23 protein-coding genes are annotated in these 24,511 nt (G+C 61.3%); 22 read left to right on the top strand and 1 reads right to left on the bottom strand.

Going from position 1 to position 24,511, the window contains the following annotated elements; translation table 11 throughout:
• Nucleotides 1-6 precede the first annotated feature (6 nt).
• From PCA31118_RS16980 to PCA31118_RS16900, 17 genes are all read left to right on the top strand, one after another.
• Nucleotides 7-1,173, top strand: a complete 1,167-nt coding sequence (locus PCA31118_RS16980) for an acyl-CoA dehydrogenase (protein ID WP_150626304.1) — start codon at nt 7-9, stop codon at nt 1,171-1,173.
• A gap of 10 nt (nt 1,174-1,183) precedes the next feature.
• Nucleotides 1,184-2,248, top strand: coding sequence for an acyl-CoA dehydrogenase family protein (locus PCA31118_RS16975; RefSeq protein ID WP_150626303.1), 1,065 nt, complete (start codon nt 1,184-1,186; stop codon nt 2,246-2,248).
• A gap of 3 nt (nt 2,249-2,251) precedes the next feature.
• A complete protein-coding gene (locus tag PCA31118_RS16970) occupies nt 2,252-3,406 on the top strand; it encodes an acetyl-CoA C-acetyltransferase (protein ID WP_150626302.1) in 1,155 nt (384 codons plus the stop codon).
• A 13-nt stretch (nt 3,407-3,419) separates the two neighbouring features.
• Nucleotides 3,420-4,298 carry an SDR family oxidoreductase gene (locus PCA31118_RS16965; RefSeq protein WP_150626301.1) on the top strand — a complete coding sequence of 293 codons (879 nt, stop codon included), beginning with the start codon at nt 3,420-3,422 and terminating at the stop codon, nt 4,296-4,298.
• On the top strand, nt 4,295-5,461 hold the full coding sequence (locus PCA31118_RS16960) for an acyl-CoA dehydrogenase family protein (protein WP_150626300.1): 1,167 nt from the start codon (nt 4,295-4,297) through the stop codon (nt 5,459-5,461). Before PCA31118_RS16965 ends, PCA31118_RS16960 begins: the two co-directional genes overlap by 4 nt.
• 18 nt (nt 5,462-5,479) lie before the next feature.
• Nucleotides 5,480-6,685, top strand: coding sequence for an acyl-CoA dehydrogenase family protein (locus PCA31118_RS16955; RefSeq protein ID WP_150626299.1), 1,206 nt, complete (start codon nt 5,480-5,482; stop codon nt 6,683-6,685).
• Nucleotides 6,682-7,473, top strand: a complete 792-nt coding sequence (locus tag PCA31118_RS16950; RefSeq protein ID WP_044454894.1) for an SDR family oxidoreductase — start codon at nt 6,682-6,684, stop codon at nt 7,471-7,473. The genes PCA31118_RS16955 and PCA31118_RS16950 overlap by 4 nt, the downstream gene beginning before the upstream one ends.
• 7 nt (nt 7,474-7,480) lie before the next feature.
• A complete protein-coding gene (locus PCA31118_RS16945; protein WP_150626390.1) occupies nt 7,481-7,939 on the top strand; it encodes a MaoC family dehydratase in 459 nt (152 codons plus the stop codon).
• Between the two features lie 276 nt (nt 7,940-8,215).
• Nucleotides 8,216-9,181, top strand: coding sequence for a sulfate adenylyltransferase subunit CysD (gene cysD, locus PCA31118_RS16940; RefSeq protein ID WP_150626298.1), 966 nt, complete (start codon nt 8,216-8,218; stop codon nt 9,179-9,181).
• Nucleotides 9,181-11,100 (top strand): sulfate adenylyltransferase subunit CysN, encoded by a 1,920-nt coding sequence (cysN, locus tag PCA31118_RS16935; protein WP_150626297.1) that lies wholly within the window; start codon nt 9,181-9,183, stop codon nt 11,098-11,100. The genes cysD and cysN overlap by 1 nt, the downstream gene beginning before the upstream one ends.
• 102 nt (nt 11,101-11,202) lie before the next feature.
• Complete coding sequence (locus PCA31118_RS16930; protein WP_150626296.1) at nt 11,203-11,934, top strand: SDR family NAD(P)-dependent oxidoreductase; 732 nt, start codon at nt 11,203-11,205, stop codon at nt 11,932-11,934.
• On the top strand, nt 11,840-12,706 hold the full coding sequence (locus tag PCA31118_RS16925) for an SDR family NAD(P)-dependent oxidoreductase (protein WP_217431277.1): 867 nt from the start codon (nt 11,840-11,842) through the stop codon (nt 12,704-12,706). Before PCA31118_RS16930 ends, PCA31118_RS16925 begins: the two co-directional genes overlap by 95 nt.
• 26 nt (nt 12,707-12,732) lie before the next feature.
• Nucleotides 12,733-14,877 (top strand): oxidoreductase, encoded by a 2,145-nt coding sequence (locus tag PCA31118_RS16920; protein WP_343043294.1) that lies wholly within the window; start codon nt 12,733-12,735, stop codon nt 14,875-14,877.
• Between the two features lie 13 nt (nt 14,878-14,890).
• The gene (locus PCA31118_RS16915) at nt 14,891-15,352 is read left to right on the top strand and encodes a nuclear transport factor 2 family protein (protein WP_150626293.1); all 462 of its coding nucleotides are present in this window, start codon (nt 14,891-14,893) and stop codon (nt 15,350-15,352) included.
• Nucleotides 15,349-15,828, top strand: a complete 480-nt coding sequence (locus PCA31118_RS16910; protein WP_150626292.1) for a nuclear transport factor 2 family protein — start codon at nt 15,349-15,351, stop codon at nt 15,826-15,828. The genes PCA31118_RS16915 and PCA31118_RS16910 overlap by 4 nt, the downstream gene beginning before the upstream one ends.
• A gap of 30 nt (nt 15,829-15,858) precedes the next feature.
• Complete coding sequence (locus PCA31118_RS16905) at nt 15,859-16,485, top strand: DapH/DapD/GlmU-related protein (RefSeq protein ID WP_150626291.1); 627 nt, start codon at nt 15,859-15,861, stop codon at nt 16,483-16,485.
• On the top strand, nt 16,482-17,867 hold the full coding sequence (locus PCA31118_RS16900; RefSeq protein ID WP_174990503.1) for an FAD/NAD(P)-binding protein: 1,386 nt from the start codon (nt 16,482-16,484) through the stop codon (nt 17,865-17,867). Before PCA31118_RS16905 ends, PCA31118_RS16900 begins: the two co-directional genes overlap by 4 nt.
• Nucleotides 17,868-17,962: 95 nt before the next feature.
• Here PCA31118_RS16900 and PCA31118_RS16895 read toward each other — a convergent pair whose 3' ends face one another.
• The gene (locus PCA31118_RS16895) at nt 17,963-18,940 is read right to left on the bottom strand and encodes a flavin reductase (RefSeq protein ID WP_246190283.1); all 978 of its coding nucleotides are present in this window, start codon (nt 18,938-18,940) and stop codon (nt 17,963-17,965) included.
• Nucleotides 18,941-19,660: 720 nt separating this feature from the next.
• Between PCA31118_RS16895 and PCA31118_RS16890 the strand changes: the two genes are divergently transcribed.
• From PCA31118_RS16890 to PCA31118_RS16870, 5 genes are all read left to right on the top strand, one after another.
• Nucleotides 19,661-20,476, top strand: coding sequence for an alpha/beta fold hydrolase (locus PCA31118_RS16890; protein ID WP_150626288.1), 816 nt, complete (start codon nt 19,661-19,663; stop codon nt 20,474-20,476).
• A complete protein-coding gene (locus PCA31118_RS16885; protein WP_150626287.1) occupies nt 20,469-21,275 on the top strand; it encodes a fumarylacetoacetate hydrolase family protein in 807 nt (268 codons plus the stop codon). The genes PCA31118_RS16890 and PCA31118_RS16885 overlap by 8 nt, the downstream gene beginning before the upstream one ends.
• Nucleotides 21,276-21,380: 105 nt before the next feature.
• On the top strand, nt 21,381-22,481 hold the full coding sequence (locus tag PCA31118_RS16880; RefSeq protein ID WP_246190282.1) for a DUF1214 domain-containing protein: 1,101 nt from the start codon (nt 21,381-21,383) through the stop codon (nt 22,479-22,481).
• Nucleotides 22,482-22,484: 3 nt separating this feature from the next.
• Nucleotides 22,485-23,678 carry a sulfotransferase family protein gene (locus PCA31118_RS16875; RefSeq protein ID WP_150626285.1) on the top strand — a complete coding sequence of 398 codons (1,194 nt, stop codon included), beginning with the start codon at nt 22,485-22,487 and terminating at the stop codon, nt 23,676-23,678.
• Between the two features lie 28 nt (nt 23,679-23,706).
• The gene (locus PCA31118_RS16870; protein WP_044454923.1) at nt 23,707-24,501 is read left to right on the top strand and encodes an SDR family oxidoreductase; all 795 of its coding nucleotides are present in this window, start codon (nt 23,707-23,709) and stop codon (nt 24,499-24,501) included.
• The last annotated feature ends 10 nt before the right edge of the window (nt 24,502-24,511 follow it).

Below are 24,511 nucleotides of genomic sequence, written 5' to 3'. Positions count from 1 at the left end.
GATCGAATGAAACTTGATTACACAACTGAGCAGCGCGAATTTCGCCGGGAAGTGCGTGACTGGCTGAGCGTTCATGTGCCGAAAACACCGCTCGTGAGCTTCGACACCGCCGAAGGATTCGAGCAACACCGTCAGTGGGAGAAGACGCTCAGTTCCGGGCGATGGAGCATGGTGACGTGGCCTCGGGAATTGGGCGGGCGAGGGTGCAACCTGATCGAGTGGCTCATCTTCGAAGAGGAGTATTGGCGCGCCGGGGCACCGATGCGGGTCAATCAAAACGGCATTTTTCTCCTCGGTCCGACGCTGATGGATTACGGAACCGATGCGCAGAAGCAGCGATTTCTTCCCGGGATGGCGTCCGGCGATGAAATCTGGGCGCAGGGCTGGTCGGAACCGGGGGCGGGCTCGGACATGGCGGCGATTCGCACCAAAGCGATTCGCCATGGGGATCATTACGTGATCAACGGTCAAAAGACCTGGTCGACGCGTGCGGTGTGGGCCGACTGGCTGTTTGGCCTGTTTCGCAGCGATCCGGATTCGCAGCGTCATCACGGCCTGACTTTCCTGCTGGTGCCGCTCGATAGCCCCGGCATCACGATCCGCCCGATCCGACAACTGAACGGGCTGCCCGGGTTTGCCGAAGTATTTTTCGACAACGTTCGCGTGCCGGTCGAGAACCGCCTGAGCGAGGAGGGCGCTGGCTGGCAGGTCGCGATGTCGACCGCGGGCTTTGAGCGTGGGCTCATGCTTCGCTCGCCGGCGCGTTTTCAGGCGACTGCCAAAGCGCTGGTGAATCTCTATCTGAAGCATCAGGCGAGCGTCGATGCCGATCCGTCGATCCGGGACGCGGTACTCCGCGCATGGATGGATGCGCAAGCCTATGCGCTGTCCACCTACAGCACCGCCAGCAGCCTTGGCAAGGGCGGGCATATCGGTCCGGAATCGAGCACCAACAAGATCTTCTGGTCGGAACTTGACCTGCGCATGCACGAGATCGCGATGCAGATTCTGGGATCCCGGGCGGAGTTGTTGCCCGAGTCGCCGCAGGCGCACGACGTTGGCAACTGGCTGGACGGATATCTGTTTGCGCAGGCGGGCTCCATCTACGCCGGGACCAACGAAATCCAGAGAAACATCATCGCCGAGCGCATGCTTGGCATGCCGCGTGCGTGAGGATAGAACCATGGACTTCACCTTTACCGAAGATCAACTGCTATTTCGCGACGCGACCCGAAGTTTCCTCATGGTCGAGGCTTCTCTGGAGTTGCTGCGGGCGTTGTGGGAGACGGACGCCGGACGCTCGACGGATCTGCGCAGCAAGTTCGCCGCGCAGGGACTGACAGGGCTTTCCGTCGACGCCACCTACGGCGGACTGGGGCTGGGCGACGTCGATTGGGCGTTGCTCTTGCATGAGCTGGGTTACTTCGCGATCCCCGATTCGTTGACCGACACCGCCTATCTCGCGGCGGGACTGCTTGGCGCGCTGCCGGCGGGCCATGCGGCGAAAAGCGATTGGCTTCCCCGCCTGGTGGACGGCAGCGCGCGAGTGGCCATCGGTCACCCCGTCAATCCTCTGGTCGCCGACGCCCATCTCGCCGATGTCATGCTCCTCGCCAACGAAGGCGAGATTCACGCCGTGTCGCGCGTGGATGTGGACCTGATTCCGAACACCAGTGTGGATCTGTCGCGCCGACTCTTTCACGTGATCTGGCAACCGTCGGCAAAGACCCGGCTGACGGATTCGACGGCAGGCCAACCGATTTTGCGTGATCTGGTCAATCGCGGCGCGATTTCGACGGCGGGGCAACTCCTCGGGTTGGCGGCCCGAATGTTGGACCTGTCGATCGATTACACCGCCGAGCGCAAACAGTTCGGCAAGCCGATCGGATCGTTTCAGGCGGTCAAGCATCTGCTGGCGGACGTGGCGGTGAAGCTGGAGTTCGCGAAACCGGTGGTGTACCGCGCGGCCTATGCGCTTGCCACCGAACACCCGCATCGCGACGTCTACGTATCGGCCGCCAAGCTCGCGGCTGCCGATACGGCGGCGCTCGCTGCACGGCATGGCATTCAGGTCCACGGTGCGATGGGCTACACGTGGGAGCTCGACCTCCAAATTTTCGTCAAGCGGGCGCTCGCGCTCACGTCATCGTGGGGCGACCGCGCCTTTCACAAACAGCGCGTAGGGGCATTCGTATTTGCGCCGGATGCGCAGCTCGGCCCGGCCGACACATTCAACCATACGGACTAAACAATGGCAGAAGCCTATATTGTCGACGCATTGCGCACGCCGACGGGAAAACGTCGTGGATCGTTGGGCTCGGTTCACCCGGCAGATCTCGGCGCGCATGTGCTCAAGACACTCGTGGAACGCAATTCGGTGCCCGCTGAGGACTATGACGACGTCATTTTCGGTTGCGTCGACGCAGTGGGTCCCAATGCGGGGGTGATCAGCCGCACCTCGTGGCTGGCCGCGGGGCTGCCCACGCATGTGCCGGGGACCGTGATCGATCGCGCTTGCGGGTCTTCACAACAGGCGCTGCATTTTGCGGCGCAAGCCGTCATGAGCGGAACGCAGGACGTGATTGCCGTGGGCGGTGTGCAGAACATGAGTCTGGTGCCGATCGCCTACGCGATGACGGCGGCCGAGCCGCTCGGATTTACCGACCCGTTTTCCGGAAGTCGTGGGTGGCGCGCTCGCTTTAGCGACCAACCGGTCAATCAGTTCTATGCAGCGCAGATCATTGCGGACAAATGGAAGCTCTCGCGCGAATCGATGGAAGCGTTTGCACTGGAGAGTCACCGTCGGGCGCTTCAGGCGATCAGGGAGGGGCGGTTCGATCGCGAAATCACGCCTTTTGGCGGCTTGAACCACGACGAAACGCCACGCGAAACCACGCTGGAGAAGATGGCGTCGTTGTCGCCGGTCGGCGAGGACTACCCGAAAATCACGGCGGCCGTCTCCAGTCAGACCTGCGACGCCGCCGCCGCGATGCTGGTGGTCTCCGAGGCGGCGCTCAAACGGTACAACCTTACGCCGCGCGCACGCGTTCACCATCTCAGCGTTCTCGCAGATGACCCGATCTGGCATTTGACCGCCCCCATTCCCGCAACTGCCGCCGCGCTGAAAAAGGCAAATCTGAGCCTTCGGGACATTGATCTGGTGGAAATCAACGAAGCGTTCGCCTCGGTTGTTCAAGCCTGGCTGATTGAAACGGGCTTTCCGCACGAAAAAACGAATGTGAACGGTGGTGCGATCGCCTTGGGGCATCCGTTGGGCGCCACTGGCGCGAAGTTAATGACGACGCTGCTCCACGAGCTCGAGCGTACCGGGGGGAGATTCGGTATGCAGACAATGTGTGAAGGCGGCGGTCAGGCCAACGTGACAATCATCGAACGACTCGGTTGAAGGAGCTTCAGCAATGGGAATCTGTGATCAACGCACAGTCATTATTACCGGCGCCGGCGGTGGACTTGGCCGCGCATATGCATTGGCCCTGGCCGCAGAGAGCGCCAGGGTCGTCGTGAACGACATCCGTCAGGAGGCAGCCCAGGCGGTCGTGGATGAAATCACGCGTCTCGGCGGCAAGGCCGTGGCCAACGCCGACGACATCACGACGCTGGACGGAGCGCGTCGCATCGTGGCGCAGGCGATCGAGCAGTTCGGCGAGGTGCACGCGCTGGTCAACAACGCGGGAAATCTGCGCGATCGCATGTTCGTCAATCTCTCGGAAGAGGATTGGGATGAAGTCGTACGGGTGCATCTGCGAGGACATTTTTGTCTTGCCAACACGCTTGCCCGGCACTGGCGGGATAAAGCCAAGGCAGGCGAAACGGTGGACGCGCGCCTGATCAACACCAGCTCCGGCGCGGGGTTGCAGGGCTCCATTGCGCAGTCGAACTACGCAACGGCAAAGGCGGGAATTTGCGCCTTGACGCTCGTGCAGGCGGCGGAGTTGGGCAGATATGGCATCACGTCGAACGCGATTGCGCCAGCGGCAAGAACCTCGATGACCGAAGGGGCGATGCCGGACGTCGTCAAGAAGCCCGCCGACGGGAGTTTCGATTTCTGGGATCCGGCGAACGTGGCGCCGTTGGTGGTGTGGCTCGCAAGCCCGCTTTCGCGACATGTCTCGGGGCGAGTTTTCGAGGCGTCCGGCGGGAAAATCTCGATCGCGGACGGCTGGCGCACCGGGCCGGTGCAGGACAAAGGCGCACGGTGGCTCCCCGAGGAATTGGGGCCGGTGGTCGATGCGTTGATTGCGCGCGGCGTGGCGCCGCAAAAGGTGTACGGAACATGATCGGCGCACAGGACTTCTCGTTGACACCCGATCAGTTGATGATCCAGGAGTCTGCCGCGCAGTTTCTCGACGACAGAAGCGCCTCGGCAATGGTGCGCACCGCCATGGAGTCGGCGTCGGGGTTCGATGCATCACTCTGGACGGCGATGTCAAAGGACCTTGGCTGGACCGGGACCCACATCCCCGAGGCCTATGGCGGCCTGGATCTGTCCTTTGTCGAACTCACATTGCTGCTGGAGCAGATGGGGCGACGTCTCGCCTGCTCGCCGTTTTTTGCGACGGTGGTCATGGGCGCGACCACGTTGATGATGGCGGCAGACCATGAGACCAAGGCTCGGCTGTTGCCGCAGATCGCCTCGGGCGAACTGACGGCCACCGTTGGCTTCGGCGCACGCGGCGTCGATTGGGACCCTGCCGGCGTCACTGCTGTCGCGGAAACTGTGGAGGGTGGCTACCGGCTCTCGGGAGGCTTCCGGCATGTGCCCGATGGGAGCACGGCGGCGCTGCTTCTGCTTGTGGCACGGCTGAACGGGGAGATTGCGTTGTTTTCGGTCGATGCAAATGCCGACGGGGTGACGGCCCGTGAGCACGCCAACCTCGATCGCACCCGGCGCATTGCACACGTCACGCTCGACGGCGTCATCGTCGATTCGACGTCGCTGATATGTCGCGGGACCTCCCTCAACGATGCCCTGGCACGTGTGCGGGCAATGGCAGGCATTGCATTGGCCTCGGAGCAACTGGGCGCCGCACAGCAGTGTCTGGACATGACACTGGCCTATGCCGCCGAGCGCGTGCAGTTCGGGCGACCCATCAACAGCTTTCAGGCCGTCAAGCATCGATGTGCCGAAATGATGGTGAAGATCGAGGCGACCCGGTCGGCGATATACGGCGCCGCCCGATTTGTGACCACGACACCCGACACCGCGTCGCTGCTTCTGGAAGCGGCATGCGCCAAGACTTTCGCGTCGGAGGCACTCTTTTTCTGCGCGCAGGAAGCCATTCAACTGCATGGTGGCGTGGGATTCACCTGGGAATACGATCCTCACCTCTATTTCAAGCGCGCACAGGCCTCGTCTCAGTGGTTCGGGAGTCCGGCGGCGTTGCGCGAGGAAGTCGCCGTCTCGTTGCTCGACGCAGCCCGGCCAGTGAGTTGCCAATAAGAACAGGAGTATGGGCAGATGAATCTCGCCGAACAAGACGAAGCTTTCCGCACGGAGGTTGCGCAATGGATGCGCGATCACCTGAAAGGAAAATTTGAATGCCTGCGCCACCGTGGCGGTGCCGGCGATGAAGACGCCTTTCCCGCGCTGCGCAAGGAGTGGGAGCAGGAGTTGGCGGCAGGGAAGTGGACCTGCGTCGGGTGGCCTGAAGCGTACGGTGGACGTGGGTTGTCCGTGGCGCAGCAGATCATTTTTCACGAAGAGTACGCGCGTGCCGGCGGTCCGGGTCACATCGGGCACCTCGGCGAGACGTTGCTGGGTCCCACGTTGATCGCCTACGGTACGCCGTCCCAGAAGGCGCGTTTTCTCCCCGGCATCGTGGCAGGGACCGAATACTGGTGCCAGGGGTATTCCGAACCCGGGGCGGGTTCCGATCTGGCCAACGTGCAAACCAGAGCGCGTCTCGACCAGACGACGGGCGAGTGGGTCATCGATGGCCAGAAGGTCTGGACGTCTCTGGCGCACGAGTCACAGTGGATCTTCGTCGTCGCTCGCTGCGAGCCGGGGTCGCAAGGACACAAGGGACTCATCTTCCTGCTGGTGCCGCTGGATCAGCCGGGAGTGGAAGTGCGGCCGATCCGGCAGATCACCGGAAGCTGCGAATTCAACGAGGTTTTCTTCGACGGTGCCCGCACCGGCGCCGAGAACGTCGTTGGCGAGCCTGGCGAGGGATGGAAAATCGCGATGGCGTTGCTCGGCTTCGAGCGCGGTCTGTCGTGGATCGGCATGCAGATGCACTTCGAGCACCAGTTGGAGCTCGTCTGCAAGGCTGCGCGTGAGGCGGGAACCGACAAGATTCCGTCGATTCGTGCACGCATCGCCGATGCATGGATGGGCCTGAAGGTCATGCATTACAACACGCTGCGAACGCTCGCAGGTGGGCAGGATGGCAGCCTCACACGCGAGGGCTACATCATCAAATACTACTGGTCGAACTGGCATCGCGATCTCGGCAAACTTGCGCTCGACGCGCTGGGACCGGAGGGCGACATCTTCATCGACGATTTCTCGAGGACACGACTGCAGCAGGTGTTCCTGTTCAGTCGCTCCGACACGATCGTTGCCGGCACCAACGAAGTTCAACTCAATATCATCGCTGAACGTGCGCTCGGGATGCCCAAGGAAATGCGCCCGCAGAAGCCGACAACGGAGACACGTGTATGAATGCCGTGCTTACGCCCCAATACGTATCGGGCCATCACCTGCTTTCCGGCAAGTCGGCGCTGGTGACCGCCGCCGCGGGGGGCGGAATTGGTTATGCGACAGCGCAGCGGTTCGCGGAGGAGGGGGTGCGCGCTCTGTTTATCTCCGACGTGCACGAGCGACGACTCGGCGAGGCCGTGGCCCGGCTGCGGGACGAAACCGGTCTTGACGCCATCTACAGCCGGGTGTGCGACGTGACGCAGGAAGATCAGGTGCAGGCGCTGGTCGAAGACGCGGAAGACCGCCTGGGCGGGACCGATATTCTTTTCAATAACGCGGGACTCGGCGGGCAAAAGCGCATCACCGAGATGACGGATGCGGAATGGCTGCGAGTCATCGACGTTTCGCTCAACGGCACGTTTCGCATGACGCGTGCGATGTTGCGCAAGATGGAAGTGCGCCGCCGTGGGGCCATCGTCAACAATGCTTCCGTTCTGGGGTGGCGCGCGCAAAAGGAGCAGGCTCACTACGCGGCTGCGAAAGCCGGTGTCATGGCGCTCACGCGGTGCAGCGCCCTTGAGGCGGCGGAATACGGCATTCGCATCAACGCCATCTCGCCGAGTATTGCCATGCACGAATTCCTCAAGAAGACGGCCGACGAGACGCTGCTCTCGGCATTGGCGGGAAATGAGGCTTTCGGACGTCCCGCCGAAGTCTGGGAAATGGCGAACGTCGCTGTGTTCCTCGCAAGCGATTATGCCTCCTACCTGGTCGGGGAAGTCATCTCCGCGAGCAGCCAACGCGCATGAGGAAATGATGGCGAAACACTTCAATTCGGCCGAGGAACTCCTGTGTGCGGCAGGAAGTTCGCTTGGCACAACCGAGTGGCTCGAGATCGATCAATCGCGCGTCAATCAGTTCGCCGACGCGACCGGCGATCATCAATGGATTCATGTGGACGCCGAGCGGGCGAGCGCCGGGCCGTTCGGGGCCTGCATCGCGCATGGCTACCTGACGCTCGCGCTGGCGGGCAGCTACTTCCTGTCTCGCCTCATCGATGTGCGCATGCGCATGGGCGTGAACTACGGATGCGAGAAGATCCGTTTCCCTGCGCCGGTGCCTGTCGGCCGGCGAGTGCGTGCGCATGGCGAGATCGCGAGCGTTGCCCCGGTCGATGGCGGCGGCGTTCATGCCGTCATCCGGGTCACCGTCGAGATCGAAGGCGGTGAGCGCCCTGCGTGTGTCGCGGACACCGTGTCACGCTATTACTTCTGAGTCTCATATGGGGGCGTCCTCGGGACGCCGCCCATGCCGCCTTTCCTCCCGTCCCTTTGCGCCGAATTCTTCTCATCCTTGTCGCTCGATAGTCCGGTCGGACGATGAGAACTGAGACAGGGTCTTCTACCTTAGAGGTACGCGGTCGACGAATGACAGTACGTTGCGGCCGCGGCGGTCGCGATTCACGACACTGGCGCGGATATGTGCACCTCTCGTCGCCCAACTGGCCGCGTCGCACGCACATCACGATTTCTAAGCACAGAGGCTCATGCAATGCTTATCGAGAGTCAAACCCTGCTCGAAGAGCGGAAACCTACGCCGACCGTCGGCGACCAGACCTACTCGTTGACCCACCTCCAGCGACTTGAGGCCGAGAGCATCGACATCATGCGAGAGGCCGTCTCCGAATCGGAAAATCCGGTCATGCTCTACTCGATCGGCAAGGACAGTTCGGTGCTGCTCCATCTGGCGATGAAAGCCTTCTATCCCTCGAAGCCGCCGTTCAAGCTTTTGCATGTCGACACGACATGGAAATTTCGCGACATGTACAAGTTTCGCGATCAGATGGTGGAAAAGCTCGGGCTTGAACTGCTGACTTACCGGAACCCGGAGGCGATCGAGCGCAACATCAATCCGTTCGATCACGGATCGGCGCTCCATACGGATATCTGGAAGACGCAGGGCCTCAAGCAGGCGCTCGATAAGTATGGCTTCGATGCCGCTTTCGGCGGCGCTCGCCGTGATGAGGAAAAGTCGCGGGCAAAGGAGCGGATCTTCTCCTTCCGCACGGCGCAGCATCGCTGGGATCCGAAAATGCAGCGGCCGGAGCTCTGGCGACTGTATAACGCGCGCAAGAGCAAGGGCGAAAGCATGCGCGTATTTCCGATCTCAAATTGGACCGAGCTCGATATCTGGCAGTACATCTATCTCGAGAACATCCCGCTCGTGCCGCTTTACTTTGCGGCGCAGCGTCCGGTCGTGGAGCGAGACGGCATGCTGATCATGGTCGACGACGATCGTCTTCCGTTGCGCCCGGGTGAGAAGCCGATGATGAAGAGCGTTCGTTTTCGCACGCTTGGCTGCTATCCGCTCACGGGTGCCGTGGAAAGCGAAGCGACATCGTTGACGCAGATCATTCAGGAAATGCTGCTCACGAAAACGTCGGAGCGCCAGGGGCGACTCATCGACCACGACTCCAGCGGGTCGATGGAAAAGAAAAAGCAGGAGGGGTATTTCTAATGGCACACGTATCCGGTCTGATTGCAGAAGACATCGAGAAATACTTGCAGGTGCATCAGCAAAAGAGCCTTTTGCGATTCATTACCTGCGGCAGCGTCGACGACGGCAAGAGTACGCTGATCGGCCGGCTGCTCTACGAGTCGAAGATGCTCTTTGAAGACCAGCTCGCAGCGCTGGAGTCCGATTCGAAGAAGGTCGGCACACAAGGTGGCGACCTCGATTTCGCGCTATTGGTCGACGGCCTGGCGGCGGAGCGCGAGCAGGGAATCACCATCGACGTCGCGTATCGATTCTTTTCCACGGACCGTCGCAAGTTCATCGTGGCGGACACGCCGGGCCACGAGCAATACACGCGCAATATGATTACCGGCGCGTCGACGGCCGATGTGGCGATCATGATGATCGACGCGCGCAAGGGCGTACTCACGCAAACCCGCCGTCACAGCTATTTGATCTCGCTCATCGGCATCCGGCACGTCGTGCTGGCGATCAACAAGCTCGACATGGTGGATTACTCGCAGGAAGTGTTCGATCGAATCGTTGCGGAGTATCGGGAGTTCGGCAAGCAGATCGGCATCGAAACGTTCCTGGCGATCCCGATGTCGGCGCTCAAGGGCGACAACATCACCGAGCGCAGCGATCACACGCCGTGGTATCACGGTCCGACGCTGATGGACTTCCTGGAGTCGGTGGAGGTCGACAACGATCTGGCGCAACGTGGCCCGTTCCGCATGCCCGTGCAATGGGTCAACCGACCCAATCTCGATTTCCGTGGCTTTTCCGGCCGCGTGGTAGGCGGCACCATCGAACCGGGCGCACGGGTGAGGGTGCTGCCGTCGGGACGGGAGAGCACGGTCGACCTCATCGTTACCCGCGACGGCAATCTCGGGCGCGCGGTGGCGGGGCAGTCCGTAACGATTACGTTGAAGGACGAGATCGATATCAGCCGGGGCGATGTCCTGACGGTCAGTGCGTCGCCCGCACCGGTCGCCGATCAGTTCGAGGCCAACGTCGTCTGGATGAGCGACGAAGCCATGCTGCCGGGGCGGCCGTATCTGATGAAAATCGGTGCGCGCACGGTTGGCGTAACGATCGCCGTACCCAAATACAAAATCAACGTCAACACGCTTGAGCACCTCGCTGCAAAAACGCTTGAACTCAACGAGATCGGCGTGTGCAACCTGCATTTGGATCAAGCCATCGCGTTCGATCCATACCGCGAAAACCGCGACATGGGCGGGTTCATCATTGTCGACAGGCTCACCAATGCGACGGTGGGCGCGGGCATGTTGCACTTCGCGCTGCGCAGGTCACAGAACATTCACTGGCAGGCGATCGAAGTCAACAAGGAGGCCCACGCGCAGTTGAAGGGCCAGACACCGGCTGTCGTGTGGTTCACGGGGCTGTCCGGCGCAGGAAAGTCGACCATCGCCAACCTCGTCGAAAAGAAGCTGCACGCCCTGGGTCGCCACACCTATCTGCTCGATGGGGACAATATCCGCCATGGCCTGAACAAGGACCTCGGATTCACCGAAGCGGATCGTGTCGAGAACATCCGTCGTGTGGGCGAGGTGTCCCGTCTCATGGTCGACGCCGGGCTTCTGACGCTGGTTTCGTTCATCTCTCCGTTCCGGGCCGAACGCGAGATGGCTCGCAGTCTCGTGAGTCCGGGAGAGTTTGTCGAGGTGTTTATCGATACCCCGCTGTCCGTTGCGGAACAGCGCGATCCCAAGGGGCTGTACAAGAAAGCCCGACGTGGCGACCTGAAGAACTTCACGGGTATCGATTCGCCCTATGAGGCGCCGGAGAATCCCGAGCTTCGTGTGGACACCACAAAGATGGCCCCGGAGGATGCAGCCGAGAAGATCGTGCAGTTCCTGCAGGCACGAGGGCTGCTCGAGCGGGCGGGTACTGCGTAAAACTCTCTATGGTTTGGCCGAGGGCGTCGGAGTAGCCTGAGCTCCCTGCAAACGGCGAGGGCTTGCCTTCATTGGCAAGCCCAAAAAACGATAGAGAGCGCGATGTACAAAGGTCTCGAGTTTGACTTCAAGAACGTGCGAGCGGTAGTGACAGGCGGAACGTCCGGCATTGGCAATGCGACGGCAAGGGCGCTACTGAACGCCGGCGCGTCGGTGCTGGTTACCGGTACCTCCGCCACGGCGCAAGCCTATGGCGAGGTGATCGACGGTTTTGAGTACCGGCAGCTGGATCTCGGCGACAGCGCGTCGATTCAGGCATTCGTCGAGAGTGTCGGTGCGGTCGATGTCCTCGTGAACAATGCCGGCCGGATCATGCCCGACGCGTCGTTCGGTCAGGCAGTTCAGGTCAACCTGAACGCCGTGTACGAGATCAGCGCGGGTTTATGGCCTCGTCTGAAACAGAGTACGGCGCCGGGCGGTGCGGCGATCGTCAACATTGCTTCGATGATGTCTTACTTCGGCAGTCCCCATTTGCCGGGATACGGCGCTGCAAAGGCAGGCGTGGTGCAACTGACGAAGACGTTGGCGGCCGGCTGGGCAAAGGATGGTATTCGAGTCAATGCCGTTGCCGCCGGAAGTGTTGCGACGGCAATGACGGCGGAGTACGCGAACGATCCGCACTGGCAACAGGTGGTATCCGGTAAGACGCCACTGGGGCGTTGGGCCAGCCCGGAGGAGATTGCCGCGCCGATTCTGTTTCTTTGCTCGGGCGCCAGCAGTTTCGTCACCGGCCATACGCTTGTGGTGGACGGTGGCTATTCGATTATCGATTAAAAAAATAGGAGGAGACGTGCTGCGCTTCAAGGACAAGGTAGTGCTCGTCACCGGTGCCGGATCCGGCATTGGTTATGCGACGGCTGAACGTATTGCCCAGGAGGGCGGAAAGCTCCTTCTGGCAGATATCAACGCCGACGCGCTGCGCCGCGCGGGCGATGCCATTCAGGCGGCACACGCAACGGAATACGGCACCTTCGTATTCGATGCGTCCGACATGGGCGGCACACGCGCAATGGTCAAGGCTGCCGCAGCGCATTTCGGACGCCTCGACGTACTCTGCAACATCGCCGGCATCGCCGGCGGGTGGCACACGCACGAGATGCCCGAAGCGGATTACAAACGCATGATGGCAATCAACGTCGACGGCGTGTTTGCCTGTTGCCAGGAAGCGATCCCTCACTTGATCGAGTCGAAAGGCAACATCGTCAATATGGCCTCGGCTTCATCGAAACAGGGGCAACCGTACACCGCCGCGTACTGTGCGTCCAAAGCCGCAGTCGTGGCCATTACGCGTTGCCTCGCGGTCGAGTATGCGGGCAACGGTGTGCGCGCCAATGCAGTGTGCCCGGGGGGCGTCAATACCAACATCCATCACACCATCCAGTTCCCGAAAGACGCGGACGCGAAGATGATGGAAAAGCTCTATCCGTTGTTTCCGATTGCGGAGCCGCACGAGATCGCAGCTGCGATTGCGTATCTGGCTTCAGATGAGGCGCGATACGTCACCGGCGTTGATTTCTCGATCGACGGTGGCCAGACGGTGTCGTAAGTCCGACGCACGATAACGCAATTGGGATGCACACAAGTATGAGTAAATCGTTTTCGCATTTGCTGTCGCCCGGTCGGATTGGCAGCATGGAGCTCCGGAACCGCATTTTCATGTCGCCGATGGGGTCCAACCTGGCGGAGCCGGACGGATTTTGTGGGGATCGTCTCGCGCAATATTATGCGGCCCGCGCCAAAGGAGGCGCCGCAATGGTCATCATGGGATCCGTGGGCGTGGCCTACCCTCGGGGCTCGGGTAATCAGATGCAGGTGGCGATCTCCGACGACAAATACATTCCTGGCCTGGCAAAGGTTGCCGAGGCGGTGCACGCGCATGGCTGCAAGATCGCTGTCCAATTGCAGCACGCCGGGGCGATCGCGGTGAACGAACCGCTGCGCGGCATGCCGTTGCTCGTGCCTTCGACACCGACGCAAAAAGACTTCGATTGGCCGGTAGATCTCACGCCGCAAGAAAACAAGGACATGTTCGAAGTGTTCTTTCAGCCGGGGGTGAAGATCGAGTACCAGGAGGCGAGCGAGGACGACATCGAATGGTTGATCGACGCGTTCGCCGAAGCAGCGGTGCGCGCCAAAGCTGCGGGCATCGATGGGGTCGAAATCCACGCAGGCCACGGTTACATCCTCTCCGCATTCCTGTCCCCGTCGAGCAACAAGCGCACCGACCGGTGGGGCGGCACGCTCGAGAACCGCGCCCGATTGCTCGTCGAGATCGTGCGTCGCATTCGCACCGCGGTAGGGCCGGATTACCCCGTTTGGTTCCGGATCGATGGCGTCGAGCATCTGAAGAACGACGGCATTACGATCGACGACGCGATCGCAGCCACCAAGCTGGGCGTCGCGGCCGGCGCCGATGCCGTGCACGTGACGATGTATGCGGACGCCAGCAAGGGCATCAGCTTCACGGAAGCGCATACGGTCCAGCAGCCCGGCAAATATGTCCCCTATGCGGCAGCCATCAAGGCGAACGTCGACGTGCCGGTGATTACGGTCGGCCGTGTTGAGCCGGAGTTGGCCGACGCCTATATTGCGCAGGGGAAGTTCGATTTCCTGGCGATGGCCCGCAAGCTGCTGGCGGACGATGAATTGCCGAACAAGCTCATGGCCGGCCGCCCCGACCTGATTCGGCCGTGTATCTATTGCTACACCTGCATCAGCCAGATTTTCCTCGGCTCGCACACGCGATGCGCTGTCAACGCGCGTACCGGGTTTGAACAGACCACCGGTATCGAACCTGCCGCGAGCCGCAAGAAGGTGATGGTGATCGGCGGTGGGCCGGCAGGCATGGAGGTCGCGCGGGTCGCAACGCTGCGCGGACATGACGTGCAAGTGTTCGAGGCATCCGATCGTCTCGGAGGGACCGCATTCTTCTCCTCGATCGTCTATCCGGAGAACGGGAAGCTGATCGACTATCTGCAAGCCCAACTGCACGAACTGGAGATTCCGACACACCTGCAAACGCGTGTGACGCCGGAACTCGTTCGCGGCATGAAGCCGGACGCCATCGTGGTGGCAACCGGTGCACGCCGTGCTTCGGTGAAGGTGCCGGGTTACGACCTTGCGCATGTGTTGAGCGGGGACGAACTGCGCGAGATGGTCACAGGCAAGCTGGGCGCGTCGGTCAAACGCAAGCTCAATCTTCGCTGGCGCCTGATGATCAACACGGGAAAGCGCATTGGCCTGCTCAACAACAATCGTGTCATCAACAAGCTCAGCGAGCGGTTTCTTCCTCTGGGAGAACATGTCCTGATCTATGGCGGTGGTCTCGTGGGCGTCGAGGTCGCGGAGTTTCTCGCGGAGCGTCATCGGAAAGTGACGCTGATCGAACCGGGGCCGGCCTTCGGCAAGGAACTGATGATCGTTCGCCGGTGGCGGATCATGGACTCCCTTCGCAAGCTGGGGGTTCGAATGCTCAAGGAGTGCGAGCTGATCGAGATCAAGCCGGGCAAGGCGTCCTATCGAACCGGCAACGGACAGATTCAGACGATTCGCGCCGACACGGTGATCATGGCGCTGGGCGCGGAGCCGAGCGGTTCAGAGCTGACCGAGCACATGAAGGCGATCTGCAGCGAAGTGCACTGCGTTGGCGATGCCGACGAGTTGGGCTACATCGAAGGTGCCGTGCGCAACGGGCATCGCGTAGCGCGCGCAATCTAACGGCGGACGGACAATGACCACAGACGACAAAGCGAGCGCAAGTCTGCGCGATAGCAACAAGGCTATTTTCGCAACCATGCTCGGGCACCTGGGCCGCAAGGAATTCGATCAGTTTGAGTCGTACCTTGCAGACGACGTGTATCAGGACTGGCCGTATCTGCCGATCCCCAACATGGACAGCAAAATCGTGGGGAATCGAAAACTCCGCGAATTCATCGAGGCCGGAACCCAGGCGTTCGATCCCTATGCATACGAGATCAGCCAGTACTACGACATGGCGGATCCGTCGACCCTGATCGTCGAGTACACCTCGCATACCACGTACCACCCAACGGGCAAACCCTACAGCAACGCTTATCTGGGCATTCTGCGGTTCGCGCAAGGCAAAGTGACCTATTGGCGAGAGTATTTGAATCCGCTCATCATCAAGGAAAGTCTGATGGGTGACTTTGAAAAGCCGGTGAAGACATCATGAGCGAACGAGCTTTGGAGACGCATGCAGTGGCAGCGCTCGATCGGCTATGCGCGATCGAAGCGATTCGCGTGTTGAAGGCGCGCTACTTTCGTTACGTGGACACAAAGGATCGTCAAGGCCTTGCCTCGCTGTTTGCCGAGAACGCAGCGCTCGACATGAGCGAAGCCGCAGGGGGCGAAGCCGACAAGTCCGCCATCGTCAAGGGCGCCGCCGAGATCGCAAACTTCATTCTTGCGGCGACCGAAGGCGCGACAACCGTCCATCTCGGTGGCATGCCGGAGATCCATGTCCTTTCCCCGACGTCCGCTTCAGCCGTTTGGGCCATGACCGACCATTTGCGATGGCCCGATGAATTCGCCATGCCGTTTCATCGAATGACCGGACACGGTCATTACCACGACACCTATGTGCGTGTGCACGGCGAGTGGCGGATCCAGTCGTCCAAGCTCACGCGTTTGCGTGTCGACGTCGTGTAGTGATCCGACGTTCTTTCCTGTGGCTAACCTATGGCTAACGTCTACGCGCTCGACGGCGTGATCCCGGTCGTGGCCTCCGACGCATTTGTGCATCCATCCGCGGTGTTGATTGGTGACGTGATCATCGGGCGGCGATGCTACATCGGTCCGACCGCCTGTTTGCGCGGGGATTTCGGCCGCGTCGAAATCAAGGACGGGGCGAACGTTCAGGATGGCTGTGTGCTGCACGGCTATCCGGAGACCGACACCGTCGTCGAGGAGGGCGGACATATCGGCCACGGGGCGATTTTGCATGCCTGCCGGATCGGGCGAAACGCGCTGATCGGGATGAATGCCGTCGTCATGGATGGTGCTGTTGTCGGAGAGCACAGCATTGTCGCGGCCATGAGCCTCGTGAAAGAGGGCGCCAATGTGGCGGCACGTACGCTGGTGGCCGGAATGCCGGCTCGCGTGGTACGGGCGCTGACGGATGAGGAGTTGGCGTGGAAGACCGACGGCACTTCGCTTTACGAGGACCTGGCGCAGTTGTGCCGGCGCTCCCTCGTGGCCACGACACCGTTGGCGTCGGTGGAACGGGATCGGCCTCGAATCGATGTGGGGCGGGCGATTCCGTTGCATCTGATCAAAGCGATGAGGGCCAGAGGAACCCAGCCGTGAAGACCATTGTGATTGTCGGCGCAGGGTTTAGCGGAACGGCGTTGGCCGTGAATTTGCTCAGGATGGCGACGCCGGGTTCCGTTCAGCTCGTACTGGTCAACCGCTCAGGGGCGCAGGCACGTGGCGTGGCTTACGGGACACGCAGCGCGAAGCACATTCTGAATGTGCCTGCCGGCAATATGAGTGCGCTAACGGATCACCCGGGGCACTTTTTCGAATTCTGCGCACGGACCGATCCGCTGGTTCGCCCCGAGTCTTTCGTTTCGCGGGAACGTTACGGCAGCTATCTGGCGTGGCTGCTCGATCGGTCTGCGCTGGGCAAGCAGCAATACCTCACACGCATCGAGGCAGAGGTCGACGCCATCGCACCGACCGCAAGCGCCGCTGGTGCGCCACGATGGCGCGTCCAACTGAGTGGCGCACGTGTCGTCCTCGCGGACGAGGTGGTTCTCGCAGTAGGCAATTTCCCGCCACGCAATTTCCCGGTGCCGAATCAGGCCTTTTATGACAGTCGGCGCTACATACGCGATCCGTGGTCGCCCGGCGCGCTCGACGCGATTCCCGCCGACGCGGGGGTATTGCTGCTGGGAACGGGGCTGACGGCCATCGATGTGGCTAACGTGCTGGCGCGTGCCGATGGTCGCAGGAAGTGTTATGCCGTTTCCCGACGCGGGCTGCTGCCTCAGCCCCATCGTTGCATTCGCCCCGGACGAACCCCCGAGGCGGGTGACGGTCTGCGGCGTGCGATGGGCAGCGATGTGCGCACTTACGTCAGGGCGATTCGCGCAACGATCCGACATGCCCGCGAAACGGGGGCCGACTGGCGCGATGTGCTCGGGTCCCTGCGTGCGCACACGCCGAGCCTCTGGGCTTGCCTTTCCCTGAAGGAAAAGCGGCGATTCCTGCGTCATGTCCAGCCGTTCTGGGACGTTCACCGTCATCGGCTCGCTCCCGAAGCGCATCTGTACTTTCACGGCGCTTTGCACGCAGGCGATATCGCCCTGATTCGGGCGCGCGTGCTGGACTATCGGGTGTTCGAGCGAGGGATCCAGGTCACTATCCGACGCAGAGGCGTCGCCGAACCGGAGACGCTTTCGGTCGAGTATGTCGTGAACTGCACGGGCCCGACATCCGATTTGCGAGCGATCGACGATCCTCTGTTTGTGCAGTTGCGAAGCGATGGTTTGTTGCGCTCGGATGCGCTCGGACTGGGGCTTGAAGTCGACGGCCGCTACCAGTGCCTGGGGCAAACGCTCGCACCTGTCGAAGGTCTTCGATATCTGGGGCCGCTTCTCAAGGCGCGGTACTGGGAGGCAACTGCGGTGCCGGAACTTCGCGTGCACGCGCAGGCGCTCGCGCGCGAGTTGCTGGCCGACACGTGAGGGGGCCCGTGACTGGTGCCGTAACAGGTACCGTGATCCGGCGGGCGGGGTGGCACCTGTCAGGTTCGTCGCCTGGCCTCGGCGGGCATTCGCCGTCAGTTTTCCCAGGGATGCGCGAGCCCGGGATCGGTCTCGGAGATCAGGCGTTTGAGCAGATGTTTCAGCGAAGCGGCCTCGATCTGACCGATTTTCTCGACAATGCCGTCCTCGATGGCCTTCGCGGCGGCAATCAACCGTAGCGTCAGATTGCGGCCGGCGTCGGTAAGCTCGCAGGTGGCCGCTGTGCCTTCGCCGTCAACACTCAGTAATCCGCGTGCCTGCAACGCCGACGTGACCTGGGTCGTGATGTGATAGCCGGTGTATGAAAAGCGCCGGTTGATCTCCTCGACGCTTCTGCCGCCTTTCAGACTGAGAAGGGTGAGTGCGAAGTACTCGGTGTCGTCGATGCCGTTTTGCACGAGGTGTTCGCGCATTTGCGCATAGAACTGAAAATGCGCGCGAGCCAGCAGGTAGCCGAGGAAGTCTTCACCAAACGCCACATTGTCCGGACTGCTGCGCTCTGCCGGCAGCCGGAAGGGTTGCGGCTTGCGGGTCGCCAGGGCGTACTTGCCTGCGTGAAAGACCAGCGGCGGGGCGTCGGTGTGTTCGAAGGCGAGGACCTCCCCGACGAAAATGATGTGATCGCCGCCGTCGTAGCGCACGGCGGTCTTGCACTGCAAGCGCGCGCAACAATCGTCGAGCAGGGGGATTCCGCCCGTGCCGGCTTGCACAGGCAGGCCATTGAACTTGTCTTCGCCGCTCTTCGCAAATCGATTGGAGAGCGCTTCCTGCTGATCCGAGAGGATATGCACGGCCCAGTACTCGCTGGCTTCGAAAGCCGCCAGACTGCGCGCTGAGCGCGCAATGCTCCATAGCACCATGGGCGGATCGAGCGATACCGAATTGAAACTGTTCGCTGTCATGCCCACCGGCTCGCCGTCGGGGGAGACGGTCGTAATGATCGTGACCCCGGTCGTAAAACTCCCCAATGCATTCCGGAATGCCTTCGGATCGATGGCTGTTTTCTCGCTCACGTGTCGTTCCTGTTGTCGATGTCTGGCGAAGCCGCCGTATTGGGTGGCGGGACGCATTGACGTTGACGTTCAGTCTAGGTTTGCGTGTTTTCCGACTCATCGTCCGATAGGACTAACCGGGCACGCAGGGCACGCAAGTAGTCCGCTCAGACGACGCCACCGACGACGAGCGTTCATACACTTGCGCATGAATGCGCGATGCAAGGTCGTGGCGTTGTGGGGGGCGTACGGTCGCTATGTCGTTACGTTGCTACGTCGTTACCTCGTTATGCCGTAAGGGTGTAGGCGTCGGGCGAATCTCTGGAGCGAGGTTGGATAGCGAGGTTGGATATGGCGACACGAGGGGCAGACCTGAGGGAACTGGTTGATCGCTGGTTGCCGCCGGGCGAAGTGGGGAGTGTCCGCGTGGCGCGATTCGGCAGGACGCCGGCAGGACGCGTTCGCTTCGTGCTCATCGAAATATCGCGCTCCGGCGGCACGGTGGGGTTGTACTTCTTTCGCCAACCGAACCGGACCTGGGGCCTTGCTCCCCCGATACCGCCACGACCGGCGATGCGGCTCGCGTACACCGGCGCGCGCGCATTCAATGCCACGGATATCGCGAAATCCGTGTAGTCCGACCAGACGATGACGGGGTGCGGCCGGTCGCGGAACATCGGAAAACGACAAGGAGCGCGGCGACTGAATTCGCCGTTTCACTAACGACGACGCAATCTATCCATGAGCATCCCGAGAGGCAGTTACGTCAAAACGCCGTCTGGTATTGACCTCCACTATTACGACGTGGGCAGCGGATCGCCGGTGATTTTCATCCATGGAAGTGGTCCCGGCGCCAGCGGGTACAGCAACTTCAAGGGCAACTATCAGGAATTCGCCGACCATGGGCACCGCGTCATCGTGTTTGATTTACCCGGATACGGCCTGTCGTCCAAACCGGCCGACGCTGAATACGTGCTGGACTTCTTCGTCGACGCGCTCAAGGCGTTGCTCGACTCGCTCGGTATCGGGCGTTGTGCGCTCGTGGGGAACTCGCTGGGCGGCGCTGTCGCCATCAAGTATGCCGTGGATCGTCCCGACGCCGTGACGCATCTGGTGTTGATGGGGCCGGGCGGTCTGGAAGCCCGTGAGCGATATTTCGAGATGGAAGGCATTCAGCGAATGATGAATGACTTCGCAATGGACAAGCTCGATCGCGACGGCATGCGACGCCTGCTCTCGATCCTCGTCCACGATCCCCGACATGTCACCGAAGCGCTGTTGTCGGAGCGAGTCCCCGTGTGCGCCACGCAGCCGAAAACCGTGCTGTCCACAATGCGCGTGCCTGACCTGACGGACCGGTTGTCCGAAATCCAATGCCCGGTCCTCGGCTTCTGGGGAAGCAACGACAAGTTCTGTCCTGCCGACGGTGCGCTGAAAGTGCTGCGCGAGTGTGCGAACGCCCGCTTCGTTCTCGTGAATCAATGTGGCCACTGGGTCATGGTCGAGCACAGCGATCTGTTTAATCGCACGTCTCTGGAGTTTCTCGCAAATGACTGAAACCTCTGTGCAGTCCGAGCGCACCCGTGTCCTCGGTGACGAGCTCTATGCCGCATTGCGCGCGCGCGCCACGATCGAGCCGTTGACGTCCCGATATCAAGGGCTCTCGGTTGAAGACGCCTATCACATCTCATTGCACTTGCTCGAGCGGCGTCTGGCCGACGGGGAGACGATTGTCGGGAAGAAGATCGGGGTGACGAGCAAGCCCGTGCAGGAAATGCTCGACGTCCATCAGCCGGATTTCGGCTTTCTCACCGATGCCATGCAGTACGCCGACGGCGCAGTCATCAGCCTGGGGGCGTCGGGGTTGATTCAACCCCGTGCGGAAGGGGAGATCGCCTTCATCCTGAAGGAGGACCTGACGGGCTCGAACATCACTCGACAGGATGTCCTCGATGCGACCGACGCCGTTGCGGCTTGCTTCGAGATCGTCGACTCGCGCATTCGTGATTGGAAGATCCGAATCCAGGACACGGTGGCCGACAACGCTTCGTGCGGGGTCTTCACCCTGGGGCCGGAACGCGTTGCGCCATCGACAGTGGACCTCGCCGTCGCGCAAATGCGGGTGAGTGTCAATGGGAAGCCCGCGTTCACGGGATTCGGCTCTGCCGTACAGGGCCATCCTGCCGAAGCCGTGGCGTGGCTCGCCAATACCCTTGGACGGTTCGGCATTCCGTTTCGCAAGGGCGAGATCATTCTTTCGGGTTCGCTCGTGCCACTGATTCCAATTCAGGCCGGAGATCGGTTCGATCTCGAGGTGGATGGCATCGGACGGGCGTCGGTCGCCTTTGTCGAGTAAAACGCGACTGCCCCCGGCTCGGCACCGGGGACGAGCGTTTGTCTGGTTTCCGCTCACCGCAGGCCTTCGGTGAGCGTCTAAGAGGAGTTTGCTTTGGAGCATCTCGTGAAAACTGATGCGTTGTCCGGCGATGTCTGGAACAACTTCTGTGATGCGCTCAAGCGCGCGGGCGAGCAAATACTGCGCGCTGATGCCCCTAGTGATCCGTTGACGCGGGCAGAAGGATTTCGCTACCTGAGTCGCCTGACGCGCATCGCCCTGGAGATGCAGGTGGAAGCGGGGAGCCCGGAATTTCCCTCGTTCATGGTGCCTTCGCATGAAACGGCCAAAATCGGCGCGGATAACCCCGACAACTATTACCAGGTGGCGCTCATCAGCGGCGAGTACGAGTACCGCGTGAGTGGGAATCGGGGGGACATTCAGAACATCAACTTCAGTACCAAGCGCGGGGGGTATGACACCAACGGCAAGCTGGTGCTGAGTGGCCTGATCGAGGCCAAACACATGCACTTCGAGCCGGACGGGAGTTTCGAGCTCATCCTCTCGAAGCACGAACGCCCGGGCAACTGGCTGCGACTGACGGCGGACACCAGCCAACTATTGGTCCGGCAATATCTGCCGCGTCGGCGTGAGCAAACCCCCGCGCGCATCAGTATCGCGAGAATCGATCCGACGCATGCGAGTCCGGCGGCGCTTGACCCGGCCAAGTTCGAGAAGCAGTTGGTCAATGCGGCCAATTTCGTCGGAAACACCGCCCGCATGTTCGGGGACTGGGCGCACAGCTATGTGGCGAAGGTCAATACGCTCCCGCCTGCCGACCAGGCGCTGTGTCAGTCCGTCGGCGGCGACCCGAACATTTTCTACTACCACGCGTACTGGAAGCTCGGTGCGCATGAAGCCCTCGTGATTCGCGTGCCGCGCATCCCCGAGTGCGATTACTGGAACTTCGTCATCCAGAACTACTGGATGGAGTCGCTCGACTTCCGATACTTCAACGTTTGCGTGAACAAAGAGACGGCGACGTACGACGCCGATGGCGGCGTGACGATCGTCGTCGCAGCGCGCGACCCGGGCGTTCCCAACTGGATCCATACCGCAGGACATGAACTCGGCACGATGTGCTTTCGCTGGATCGGCGCCAGCGAACATGTCCATCCGGTCACGGAAGTCGTTGCGGTCAACACGTTAAAAAAACAAGAGGCCTGAGCCATGTCGTCAATTATCGATATTCATTTCCTGCTGGACGCGGCGGTGCAGCGCAGCAACGGGCTGAATGACTTTGGAGACCCGAGCTTCCTGCCCGCGCTCGAGCGACTCGTTCATTCCATCAACGCAGAAGGAAAGCTGTCGGAAAACGGTGCCGCAATATTCACCGAGCGCCTGATCGAGAGTCTGGCGTCTCGTCTTGCGCTGGAGTCGCATCTCAAGCGCCATCCGGAAATTCTCCAGGAGGAGCTGAAGCAGCCGGTGTTCATTATCGGCTTGCCTCGCACGGGAACCACGATGCTGCACCGTGTGCTGGCGCGAGACCGACGTTTTTACACGCCGCTGTGGTGGGAGGTCCGTTTTCCCGCACCGTTGGGACCGACGCCTTCGGAAGGAGAAGATCCTCGCGTGGCGCTCGCCAAGTCCGAGGTCAAGATGATGCTCGAAGCGATGCCCGAGTTGCTGACCATGCATCCGCTCGACGCCGAGCTCCCCGATGAGGAAGTCGTGCTGATGGAGCATTCGTTTCTGAGCGCGATGTACGCCTACGCCAATATTCCGACCTACACGGAATGGCTCGGCAAGCAGGATCAGACACCGGCATACCGCTACCTCAAGCGACAGCTTCAGTTTCTTCAGTGGCAGAAGCGCCGGCGAGGGGAGGTGGCGCAACGATGGATTCTCAAGGCGCCGCACCACACCCATGCCATGGACGTTCTGTTCAAGGTCTTCCCCGACGCGAAGGTGATTCAGACGCACCGGGACCCGCTCGAGACGATTCCGTCCATGAGCAGCTTTGCGCACACGATCTGGCGCGTCTATAGCGATCAGGCCGATCCGCGCGAAGCGGCGGCGCTTTGGTCCGCAAAGTTCGCGAAAGGCCTTCGGGACGCGATCGGGGTTCGCGACAAGTTGCCGGCGGACCGCTTCCTCGACGTCTGGTATCTCGATGCGGTCGCCAAGCCGTTGGAGGTTGCCCGGACCGTTTATCCGTTCATCGGGATGACGCTTACCGACGAAGCCGAGAAAAGCATGTCCGAATGGATCGGGCAGAGCAGCCGGGACAAGCGGGCCCCGCACGACTATTCGCTCGAAAAAATGGGGTTGACCCGGTCGAAACTGGAGAGCGATTTCGATGAATACCGTCAGCGCTACATCCTTCCAAGAAAAGTGATGAGCGCAGGCGCAAACCCGTAAGTCTCTCGCAGGAACAGGAGGATATGACATGTTGTTGAACAACAAAGTGGTCGTGATTTCAGGCATCGGCCCCGGTCTCGGCATCAAGCTGGCGATCGAGGCCGCGCGCGAAGGTGCTGCCGGTGTGGTGCTGGCGGCGCGCAGCGCGGAAAAGCTCGACGCGGCCGAGCGTCGCATTCGGGAAGCCGGTAGCGACGTGGCGATCTTGAAGGTGCCGACCGATATCACGCAGCGCGAGCAATGCCGGAATCTCGTGAGTAAGACGGTGGATCGCTTCGGCAGAATCGACAGCCTCGTCAACAGCGCCTACAACCCGGGCAACGTGATGGGCTCGCTCGAATCATCGGGCACCGAAGGCTGGGATGCCATCTTCGAGACGAACGTGTTCGGGACGATGAACCTGGCACTGGAGGCCTCGGTGCCCATGAGTCAACAGAAGTCCGGCGCCATGGTGATGATCAATTCCCTGGTCACGCGCAAGCCGTTGGTCGGACAGGCGGGTTACGCGATCTCCAAGGGGGCGCTTGGGGTGGCCGTGAAGTACCTGGCCAAAGAGCTCGGGCCCAAGGGGATTCGTGTGAACTCGGTATCGATGGGCTGGATGTGGGGTTCCCCGGTCGAGGGTTACATGCGTGCGGTCGAAGCGGAACGGCATATTTCCGTCGAAGATCAGGTCGCGCAGGTGGCCGCGAACATCCCGCTGGGGCGCATTCCAACGGACGACGATTGTGCCAAAGCGGCGCTGTTCCTCGTCTCCGATTATGCAAATGCAGTGACCGGCGCGTGGCTGGACGCGAACGGTGGCGAATTTATGGCGGCTTGACGCATGGGAG

Origin of the sequence: Pandoraea captiosa, from assembly GCF_902459775.1 — a bacterium.
GTDB lineage: Bacteria > Pseudomonadota > Gammaproteobacteria > Burkholderiales > Burkholderiaceae > Pandoraea > Pandoraea captiosa.
Note: the sequence above shows the minus strand (reverse complement) of the source record. Positions and strands in the feature narration are given on the sequence as shown.

Bases quoted from the DNA above. Each gene is read 5' to 3' on its own strand.
- PCA31118_RS16980 (WP_150626304.1), top strand. From the start codon at position 7: ATGAAACTTGATTACACAACTGAGCAGCGCGAATTTCGCCGGGAAGTG.
- PCA31118_RS16920 (WP_343043294.1), top strand. From the start codon at position 12,733: ATGCACACAAGTATGAGTAAATCGTTTTCGCATTTGCTGTCGCCCGGT.
- PCA31118_RS16915 (WP_150626293.1), top strand. From the start codon at position 14,891: ATGACCACAGACGACAAAGCGAGCGCAAGTCTGCGCGATAGCAACAAG.
- cysD (WP_150626298.1), top strand. From the start codon at position 8,216: ATGCTTATCGAGAGTCAAACCCTGCTCGAAGAGCGGAAACCTACGCCG.
- PCA31118_RS16890 (WP_150626288.1), top strand. From the start codon at position 19,661: ATGAGCATCCCGAGAGGCAGTTACGTCAAAACGCCGTCTGGTATTGAC.
- PCA31118_RS16910 (WP_150626292.1), top strand. From the start codon at position 15,349: ATGAGCGAACGAGCTTTGGAGACGCATGCAGTGGCAGCGCTCGATCGG.
- PCA31118_RS16970 (WP_150626302.1), top strand. From the start codon at position 2,252: ATGGCAGAAGCCTATATTGTCGACGCATTGCGCACGCCGACGGGAAAA.
- PCA31118_RS16885 (WP_150626287.1), top strand. From the start codon at position 20,469: ATGACTGAAACCTCTGTGCAGTCCGAGCGCACCCGTGTCCTCGGTGAC.
- cysN (WP_150626297.1), top strand. From the start codon at position 9,181: ATGGCACACGTATCCGGTCTGATTGCAGAAGACATCGAGAAATACTTG.
- PCA31118_RS16875 (WP_150626285.1), top strand. From the start codon at position 22,485: ATGTCGTCAATTATCGATATTCATTTCCTGCTGGACGCGGCGGTGCAG.
- PCA31118_RS16870 (WP_044454923.1), top strand. From the start codon at position 23,707: ATGTTGTTGAACAACAAAGTGGTCGTGATTTCAGGCATCGGCCCCGGT.
- PCA31118_RS16960 (WP_150626300.1), top strand. From the start codon at position 4,295: ATGATCGGCGCACAGGACTTCTCGTTGACACCCGATCAGTTGATGATC.
- PCA31118_RS16945 (WP_150626390.1), top strand. From the start codon at position 7,481: ATGGCGAAACACTTCAATTCGGCCGAGGAACTCCTGTGTGCGGCAGGA.
- PCA31118_RS16950 (WP_044454894.1), top strand. From the start codon at position 6,682: ATGAATGCCGTGCTTACGCCCCAATACGTATCGGGCCATCACCTGCTT.
- PCA31118_RS16975 (WP_150626303.1), top strand. From the start codon at position 1,184: ATGGACTTCACCTTTACCGAAGATCAACTGCTATTTCGCGACGCGACC.
- PCA31118_RS16930 (WP_150626296.1), top strand. From the start codon at position 11,203: ATGTACAAAGGTCTCGAGTTTGACTTCAAGAACGTGCGAGCGGTAGTG.
- PCA31118_RS16905 (WP_150626291.1), top strand. From the start codon at position 15,859: ATGGCTAACGTCTACGCGCTCGACGGCGTGATCCCGGTCGTGGCCTCC.
- PCA31118_RS16965 (WP_150626301.1), top strand. From the start codon at position 3,420: ATGGGAATCTGTGATCAACGCACAGTCATTATTACCGGCGCCGGCGGT.
- PCA31118_RS16955 (WP_150626299.1), top strand. From the start codon at position 5,480: ATGAATCTCGCCGAACAAGACGAAGCTTTCCGCACGGAGGTTGCGCAA.